The following is an 8,044-nucleotide window of genomic DNA, read 5'->3' as shown; positions in this document are numbered from 1 at the left end:
GCCCAGATGGTGGCCGACGACCTGGAAGCGCTGCTGTCGGGCAAGACGCCCACCCATATCGTCAACCCGGAGGTGCTAGGACCATGACATCCGTGAGATTCGTGGCGAACCCCGAGGCCGCGGTGCTGGCCGCGGCCAAGGACATGCTGCGCCGCGGGCTGGTCGAGGGAACCGCGGGCAACATCTCGGCCCGACGCGAAGACGGCAACCTGGTCATCACGCCGTCGTCGGTCGATTACTCCGACATGGTGGTCGAGGACCTGGTGCTGGTCGACCCGGACGGCGGCGTGCTGCACGCCGCCGACGGCCGGTCGCCGTCGTCGGAGATGAAGTTGCACCTGGCCTGCTATCAGGCGTTCGACGACATCGGCAGCGTGATCCACAGTCACCCGGTGTGGGCCACTATGTTCGCGATCGCCCACCAGTCGATTCCGGCCTGCATCGACGAGTTCGCCGTCTACTGCGGCGGCGACATCCGCTGCACCGACTACGCCGCGTCGGGCACGCCCGAGGTGGGCAGCAACGCAGTGAAGGCGCTGGAAGGGCGCGCGGCCGCGCTGATTGCCAACCACGGCCTGGTGGCGGTCGGGCCGCGGCCAGACAAGGTGCTGCACGTCACCGCGCTGGTCGAACGCACCGCTCAAATCGCCTGGGGTGCAAAGGCTCTCGGTGGACCCGTCCCGATTCCCGACGAAATCAACGCCAACTTCGCGAGCGTTTATACGTATCTGCGCGCCAACCCGATGTAATTCCGCGAGCGGAGGAACACCATGGCGCCCTACCGGGTGGTTCAGTGGTCAACCGGCAATATCGGGAAGCGAGCGCTCGGGATCCTCCTCGACCGCGACGACTTCGAAGTGGCGGGCGTCCACGCCCTGGGCGCGGAGAAAGTTGGGTGCGACGCGGGGGTGCTCGCGGACCGGCCCCCGATTGGAGTCACCGCGACAAGCGACGTCGACGCGCTGCTCGACCTGGTGCCTGACTGCGTGAATTACATGCCGCGCGTCATCGACTACGAACTGGTGGAAAGGATGCTGCGCCGCGGCATCAACGTGGTCACCACGGGAGACTTTCTGACCGGCACCCATCACCCGGCTGAACTCCCTGCGCTCGAGGAGGCGGCGCGACAGGGACGCGCGACCTTCCTGGGAACGGGATTCGAGCCGGGCTTCATCAACGTCGTCGCCGGCTTCCTCACCGGCGCATGCCGACACGTTCACAATGTCAAGCTCGTCGAAACGTTGGACTGCACCACCTATCCCGTATGGGAAGTGTGGAGGGTGCTCGGATTCGGCAAACCACCCCGTGAGCCAGTAACGCAAATCGACCCGGAGACGCAACGATACGGCCTCGGTTACTTCGAGACGCTGGACATGATCGCGACCATGCTGGGTGCCGAACTCGACTCCAAGGAAGCATTCGTCGAGCCCGCGGTGTTGACCCGGGATCTGGATCTAGGGTGGGTGGCCTTCGCCGCGGGCACCGTCGGGGGCCAGCGCCGCACCTATCGCGGCCATCGCGGCGGCCGCCCGGTGGTCGAGCTGGCCATCTGCTGGACCATGAGTAGTGATGCGCTCGAACCGCAATGGAGCGATCCCGCAGGGTTCAGCGTGGTGATCGAAGGCGAACCACGGGTCGATGCGACGATCTTGTTCGGCAACCCCGGAGAAGACGTGATGACCGTGTTGATGGACAGCACCGCCGTGGCGGCGGTCAACGCCATACCATTCGTTTGCGACGCACAACCGGGCGTGATCACCCCAATTGATCTGCCTGTCATCGGATCCCGTGGCGCCCTAACGCCTTGACGGCGGCCGCTGGTCGAAGGCCACCTTCACCGCGCCGGTCTCGCCCTGGTTGGCGATCGCCAGGAAGGCGGCCCGCCACTGGTCGAGCCGGAAAGTGTGAGTCAGCATGGGGCGCAGGTCAATTCGGCCCTCGGCGACCAGATCGAGGTAGTGCGCGATCGCGTGCTTGCGCTGCCCGTCGACCTCCTCGACTCCGAACGCGTTGCTGCCGACCCAGTTGATCTCCTTGAAGTACAACGGACTCCACTCCCACCGGCCGGGGGCGTGCACACCGGCCTTCACCAGCGTCCCCCGCGAAACCAGCACCCGCACACCGACTTCGAACGTTTCCGGTTTTCCGACGGTGTCGTAGACGACGTCGACGCCGCCGGGGTGTGCCATCGGCAACCCTTGCAGCGGCTGCCACAGCCGGCCGCCGCCCCAGCTCACCAGACCTTCGATGATGGCCAGCCGGGGCTCGTGCGCCAACACGATGTCCGCGCCGAACCGGCGGGCCAGCTGCGCCTGGGCATCGAAGCGGGCGACCACCGCGACCGCCACGTCCGGATAGAGGGCCCGCAGGATCGCCAGTGCGCACAACCCCAGCGAGCCGGCACCGTAGACCAGGACCCGGCCCGATGGCGGCGGTGGGTGGCGGGTGATGGCGTGCAGCGACACCGAGAACGGGTCGGCGAAGACGGCCAATTCGTCGGGCACCGATTCGGGCACCGCGAACAGCATGCTGTCGTGGGCCGGCATCAGCTCGGCGTAGCCACCGGTGACATCGGCCGAGACGCCGGTGTGGATCCCGGGTTTGATGTCGCCGTCGCAAAAGCTCCAGCACAGGCTGTAGTCGCCGTTCTGACAGGCCGGGCAGGGCGGCTCGATACCCCGCGGCCCGCAGGACAGCCACGGGGTTAGCACAACCCGCTGACCCACTTCCAGCCCGCGGGCCTTCGGGCCCACCTTCACCACGTCGGCGACCACCTCGTGGCCCATGACTTGAGGAAACGAGCAGAAGGCCGCCATGGCGTTGTCGGCGTCGCCTTCGCCGAAGTCCATCAAAATCTGCTTGGAGTCCGAGCCGCAGATACCGGTCAGCCGGGGCCGGGTGATCACCCAATCATCGTGCAGCAGTTGCGGATCCGCCACTTGCTGCAGGGCGACCGGACTGTGCGTCAGCGCGTCGTCGGGTCCATCCGACGGCTCGGGCGGCACCCCGAAAACCAGGGCCTTCATCGGGCCGCCATGGCCGCGGCGCCGGCGATGTAGGCATCGAGGTCGGCGTTTTTGGCGTCGACGACCGGCTTCATGTCCGGCAGGTAGTGCTCGAAACGGTCGTCGCTCAGCGCCGCGATAATGCCGTCGGCCACCTCGTCGGCCGGCACCTTGGGCCCCTGATAGAGGGGTTCCTCGCTGCCCGGCTGATCCCAGATCTCGGTGTCGACCGGCCCGGGCTCGATCAGCTGCACGCGTACGCCGGTGCCGTGCAGGTCGACGGCCATCGACTCGCTCCACCCGCACAGCGCGAACTTGCTCGCGCAGTAGGCGGCCTCGTGGATGATGCCCAACCGACCCCCCACGCTGGACACGTTGACGACGACGCCGTGCCCGCGGTCCAGCATCCGCGGCAGGACGGCCAACGTCAGCCGCATCGGGGCGAGAAAATTGACCCGCATGACGTCCTCGACCTCGGCCGGATCCAGCGCATCGACGGCCCGGCGCTTCGGCATCGCCGCGTTGTTGACCAACACGTCGATGCCGCCCAACTCGTCCCACACCCGCAACCCCAGCGCGCCCAACGTCGCGGTCTCGGCAAGGTCAGCCACCCACATCGTCGAGTCGGCCGAGGTTGCGCGGCAGTCCGCCAGCACCTCGGCCAGGCGCTCCGAACGGCGGGCGATCAGTCCCACCACCGCGCCGTGGCCGGCCAGCCGCCGGGCCAGGGCCGCGCCTATCCCCGATGACGCGCCGGTGATGACCACCCGCTTTCCTGCTACCGAATACGCCATCGCCAAAGCGTGGCGCGAATGGCCCGCTGTGACATGGGTTTCGGCAATATGCGTGGATAAGTGAGGATCGGACGACATGGTAAGCTCGTTATATTGGCTAAATAACAACCTGACTTCCTGCAGAGGGGTGGCGATGGCACGCACCGATGACGACACCTGGGATCTGGCATCGAGCGTCGGAGCGACGGCCACGATGGTCGCGGCGTCCCGCGCGATGGCGAGCAAGACCGAGCGCCCACTGATCAACGACCCGTTCGCGGAGCCGCTGGTTCGGGCCGTCGGCCTGGACCTGTTCACCAAACTGGCGACCGGCGAGTTGACCCCCGCCGACCTCGAGGACGACAGCGACGGATCGGCACCGGGAGTGCAGCGGATGACCGACAACATGGCGGTCCGCACCAAATTCTTCGACGAGTTCTTCATCGACGCCACCAATGCGGGGATCCGACAGGCGGTGATCCTGGCGTCCGGGCTGGACGCCCGTGCCTACCGGCTGCCCTGGCCCGCCGGCACCACGGTGTACGAGATCGACCAGCCGCAAGTCATCGAATTCAAATCCCGCACGCTGGCCGAGCTGGGCGCCCAGCCCACCGCCGACCGGCGCGCGGTTGCCATCGATCTGCGCGACGACTGGCCGGCCGCGCTGCGCGCGGCGGGTTTCGACCCCGAGGCGCCCAGCGCATGGAGCGCCGAGGGCCTGCTGGGCTACCTGCCACCCGACGCGCAGGACCGCCTGCTCGACACCATCACCGCGCTCAGCGCGCCGGGCAGCCGGATCGCAACCGAAAGCGGGCCCACCCGCGACCCGGCGCACGAGGAGCGGATCAAAGACCGCATGCGCACGGTATCCGAGCGCTGGCGCAAGCATGGGCTCGATCTGGACATGACCGAGCTCGTCTACTTCGGCGACCGCAACGAAGCGGCACCCTACCTGTCCGACCGCGGTTGGCAGATGAGCGGCAACAGCATCCGGGAAATGTTCGCGGCCAACGGACTTCCGCCCATCGAACAGGACGACTTGCCCTTCGCCGACCGGCTTTACGTCAGTGGCACGCTGACCGACAAGAAGTAGGAGCGATCGAACATGACGCACGCCCAATCCGGAAGGTTCGACGGCGACAGCTGGGACCCGGCTTCCAGCGTGGGGGCGACCGCGACGATGGTTGCCGCCTCGCGGGCACTGGCCTCCCAAGGGCCCGACCCGCTGCTCGACGATCCGCTGGCCGATCCGCTGGTTCGTGCCGTCGGCTTGCCGCCGTTTACCCGCCTGCTGGACGGCGAGGTCAGCCTGGATGACGACTCGGGGCTGAGCCGCAGAACTCGGGTTGAGCAAATGGCAGTGCGGACAAGGTTTTTCGATGACTTCTTCATCAGCGCCACCGAAGGCGGAATTCGTCAGGCGGTCATCTTGGCGTCCGGCCTGGACACTAGGGCCTACCGGCTGCCGTGGCCGGCGGGGACGGTGGTCTACGAGATCGACCAGCCACAGGTGATCGACTTCAAGACCAACACCTTGGCCGATCTTGGCGCCAACCCGACCGTCGAGCGCCGTACGGTCAGCATCGACCTGCGTGAAGATTGGCCAGCAGCGTTGCGGCAGCACGGTTTCGACGTGAATCAGCCGACGGCGTGGAGCGCGGAAGGGTTATTGCCCTACTTGCCGCCCGAGGCCCAGGACCGGTTGTTCGACAACATCACCGCGCTCAGCGCGCCGGGAAGCCAGCTCGCCACCGAGCACATCTCCGATCCCGACGCCTTCTCCGAGGAAAGCGTGCGGCGCATCAGCGAGCGATGGCAACGCGCCGGTTTCGACCTCAACGCGGCCGACCTGTTCTATCAAGGCGAACGCAGCATCGTGATCGACTACCTGACCGGCCACGACTGGCAGGTGGCCGCCCATCCGGCCCCGGAGCTGTACCAGCGCAATGGATTCACCTTCCCGGATGACGAGTCGATGGCGCTATTCCGCAACATGAGCTACGTCGCCGCCACCCTCGGATAGGGCTGCCATGACGCGTACCGATGACGACAGCTGGGATCTGGCTTCTAGTGTAGGTGCGACCGCGACGATGATCGCCGCCGGCCGCGCGATGGCGACCAGGGATCCCCGCGGGCTGATCAACGACCCGTTCGCCGAACCGCTGGTGCGCGCCGTCGGGCTGGATTTCTTTGTGAAGGTGATTGACGGCACGGTCGACTTCTCCACCATCGGGAACGCATCGCCGGCCCGGACGGAAGCGATCATCAACGGGATCGCGGTGCGCACCAAGTACTTTGACGACTACCTGTTGGCGGCCGTCAATGCGGGAGTGCATCAAGTGGTGATCCTGGCGTCCGGCCTGGACTCTCGGGCCTACCGTCTGCAGTGGCCGGCCGACACCGTGGTCTATGAGGTCGACCAGCCGCAAGTGATCGAGTTCAAGACCACCACGCTGGCCGGCATCGGCGCCCGGCCAACTGCCGAGCGCCGCACCGTCGGCATCGATCTGCGCTACGACTGGCCGACCGCACTGCAGGCCGCCGGCCTGGACACCGGAGCACCTTCGGCGTGGCTGGCCGAAGGTCTGCTGATCTACCTGCCGTCCGAAGCGCAGGATCGACTGTTCGACAACATCACCGCGATGAGCGCCCCGCGCAGCACCGTCGCCACCGAATACGTTCCGGGCCTTAAGGATTTGGACCCCGAGCGGGTTCGGGAGCAGACTGCGGCGTTTCGCGAGCATCTCGACATCGACATGCCGTCGCTGGTCTATACCGGCGAGCGCAGCCACGTCATCGAATACCTGCGCGCCAACGGGTGGGACGTCGCCAGCACCCCTCGTGCGGAGTTGTTCAACCGCGAAGGATTCGATCTTCCCGCCCCCGAGGATGACGAGCCGCTGGGCGAAATCATCTACGTCAGCGGGACACTCGCGGGCTAGAAGCGGGACTCCCCGAGCCACAACACGCTGGCACCTTTGAACGTCCGCTCGGCCTGCTCGATGATTCCGGCCAACGACTGGCCGATCAACGCGCCCACGGCATCGGGCAACGATGCGGCCGCCGGCTGCGACGACGGCCGTGGTCGCAGGAAGTCCCACACCGACGTGCCCGGATAGCCGACCAGGCGGACCTTGGCGTCTTCGTCGCAGCCCGCCAACACCTTCGCCCGGCGTACCGCGGTTCTCAAGCCCCCGAGTTCGTCGACCAAGCCGTGCTCGAGGGCATCCGCACCGGTCCACACACGACCGCGGGCAACGGCCTCGACAGCCGCGACGGTCAGGTTGCGGCCCTCGGCGACCCGCCGCACGAAGTCGGTGTAGAACAAGTCTGCCTCGGCCTCGAGCTGGGCGTGCTGCTCGGGGGTGAACGGTGCATCGATCGACCAGGCATCGGCATTGGCGTTGGTGCGCACCGCATCCGACCCGACACCCAGCCGGCCCTTCAGGTCACGGGCGACCAACTTCCCGGTGAGCACACCGATCGAACCGGTGATCGTGCCGGCGTTAGCCACGATCGCGTCGGCGCCCATCGAGACGTAGTATCCGCCCGACGCGGCGACCGCGCCCATCGACGCCACCACCGGCTTGCCGCGGCCGCGTGCCTTCTTCACTTCTCGCCAAATGGTTTCCGACGCGCTGACCGAGCCGCCCGGGGAGTCGACCCGCAGCACGATGGCCGACACCGAGTCGTCGGCAGCCGCCTCCCGCAGACCCGCCGCGATGGTGTCACCGCCGGCGCTGGGCGTGCCGAACGGCAATATCCGCGGACCGCCACGGCCACTGGTGATCGGACCCGCAAGCGTGACGACGGCGATTGTCGGCTTGGGTTTGCGCCCCGGCACCGATGGCAACGAGGATCCGCCCGGCCCGGTCGCGCGGGCATAGCGGCTCAGATATAGCCGCGGCGGCGCGTCGTCGCCGTCGGCATCACCGGCCTCAGGCGAAATACCTTCGGCTCCAACGAGTTCCGCGATGCGCGCATATGCCTCGTCGCGGAAACCGATGCGGTCGATCAGGCCGGAGGCCACCGCATCCTCGCGCAGCAGCGGCGCGCGGTCGGCCAGCGCGTCGAGGGAGTCATGGCCGATCTTGCGCGAGTCGGCGACCGCCTGCCACACCTGGGCGCGCAGGCTCTCCAGCAGCCGGGTGTCGGCCTCTCGATGCGCATCGGTGTAGCGGTCTTCGGTGAAAAGGTTGACCGCCGACTTGTATTCACCGCGCGCGACGAACTGCGCTTCGATGCCGGCCTTCTCCAGCGCGTCAC

General features: G+C 67.2%; 9 protein-coding genes. 6 read left to right on the top strand and 3 right to left on the bottom strand.

All coding sequences use genetic code 11. From position 1 onward, the window contains the following. From VKI00_RS13925 to VKI00_RS13915, 3 genes are all read left to right on the top strand, one after another. Positions 1–87 (top strand): hypothetical protein (locus VKI00_RS13925; protein WP_324438258.1); only part of this gene is annotated, 87 nt, incomplete at its 5' end. 5 nt (positions 88–92) lie between these two features. Continuing rightward, a complete protein-coding gene (locus VKI00_RS13920) occupies positions 93–749 on the top strand; it encodes an L-fuculose-phosphate aldolase (protein WP_324438256.1) in 657 nt (218 codons plus the stop codon). Between the two features lie 21 nt (positions 750–770). Beyond that, positions 771–1,808, top strand: a complete 1,038-nt coding sequence (locus tag VKI00_RS13915) for a dihydrodipicolinate reductase (RefSeq protein WP_324438252.1) — start codon at positions 771–773, stop codon at positions 1,806–1,808. Here the strand turns inward: VKI00_RS13915 and VKI00_RS13910 are convergent. Beyond that, complete coding sequence (locus VKI00_RS13910) at positions 1,797–3,026, bottom strand: zinc-binding dehydrogenase (RefSeq protein WP_324438250.1); 1,230 nt, start codon at positions 3,024–3,026, stop codon at positions 1,797–1,799. The two genes, VKI00_RS13915 and VKI00_RS13910, sit on opposite strands and share 12 nt — an antisense overlap. After that, positions 3,023–3,799, bottom strand: a complete 777-nt coding sequence (locus tag VKI00_RS13905; protein WP_324438254.1) for an SDR family NAD(P)-dependent oxidoreductase — start codon at positions 3,797–3,799, stop codon at positions 3,023–3,025. Before VKI00_RS13905 ends, VKI00_RS13910 begins: the two co-directional genes overlap by 4 nt. 133 nt (positions 3,800–3,932) lie before the next feature. Here VKI00_RS13905 and VKI00_RS13900 point away from each other — a divergent pair, with 133 nt between their 5' ends. Genes VKI00_RS13900 through VKI00_RS13890 form a run of 3 tightly spaced genes read left to right on the top strand, consistent with a single transcriptional unit; the run spans position 3,933 to position 6,720 of the window. After that, complete coding sequence (locus VKI00_RS13900) at positions 3,933–4,871, top strand: class I SAM-dependent methyltransferase (RefSeq protein ID WP_324438248.1); 939 nt, start codon at positions 3,933–3,935, stop codon at positions 4,869–4,871. Between the two features lie 12 nt (positions 4,872–4,883). Beyond that, on the top strand, positions 4,884–5,801 hold the full coding sequence (locus tag VKI00_RS13895; RefSeq protein ID WP_324438246.1) for a class I SAM-dependent methyltransferase: 918 nt from the start codon (positions 4,884–4,886) through the stop codon (positions 5,799–5,801). A gap of 7 nt (positions 5,802–5,808) precedes the next feature. Then, complete coding sequence (locus VKI00_RS13890) at positions 5,809–6,720, top strand: class I SAM-dependent methyltransferase (RefSeq protein ID WP_324438244.1); 912 nt, start codon at positions 5,809–5,811, stop codon at positions 6,718–6,720. Here VKI00_RS13890 and sppA read toward each other — a convergent pair. Next, positions 6,717–8,044, bottom strand: a 1,328-nt coding sequence (gene sppA / locus VKI00_RS13885) for a signal peptide peptidase SppA (protein ID WP_324438242.1), incomplete at its 5' end; no start/stop codon positions are given. The two genes, VKI00_RS13890 and sppA, sit on opposite strands and share 4 nt — an antisense overlap.

The organism is Mycobacterium sp. (assembly GCF_035314665.1).
GTDB lineage: Bacteria > Actinomycetota > Actinomycetes > Mycobacteriales > Mycobacteriaceae > Mycobacterium.
This window is presented reverse-complemented; position numbering and strand designations above follow the sequence as displayed.

Excerpts from the sequence above, each read along its gene's own strand:
- VKI00_RS13890 (WP_324438244.1), top strand. The coding sequence starts at position 5,809 with ATGACGCGTACCGATGACGACAGCTGGGATCTGGCTTCTAGTGTAGGT.
- VKI00_RS13910 (WP_324438250.1), bottom strand. The coding sequence starts at position 3,026 with ATGAAGGCCCTGGTTTTCGGGGTGCCGCCCGAGCCGTCGGATGGACCC.
- VKI00_RS13895 (WP_324438246.1), top strand. The coding sequence starts at position 4,884 with ATGACGCACGCCCAATCCGGAAGGTTCGACGGCGACAGCTGGGACCCG.
- VKI00_RS13900 (WP_324438248.1), top strand. The coding sequence starts at position 3,933 with ATGGCACGCACCGATGACGACACCTGGGATCTGGCATCGAGCGTCGGA.
- VKI00_RS13905 (WP_324438254.1), bottom strand. The coding sequence starts at position 3,799 with ATGGCGTATTCGGTAGCAGGAAAGCGGGTGGTCATCACCGGCGCGTCA.
- VKI00_RS13915 (WP_324438252.1), top strand. The coding sequence starts at position 771 with ATGGCGCCCTACCGGGTGGTTCAGTGGTCAACCGGCAATATCGGGAAG.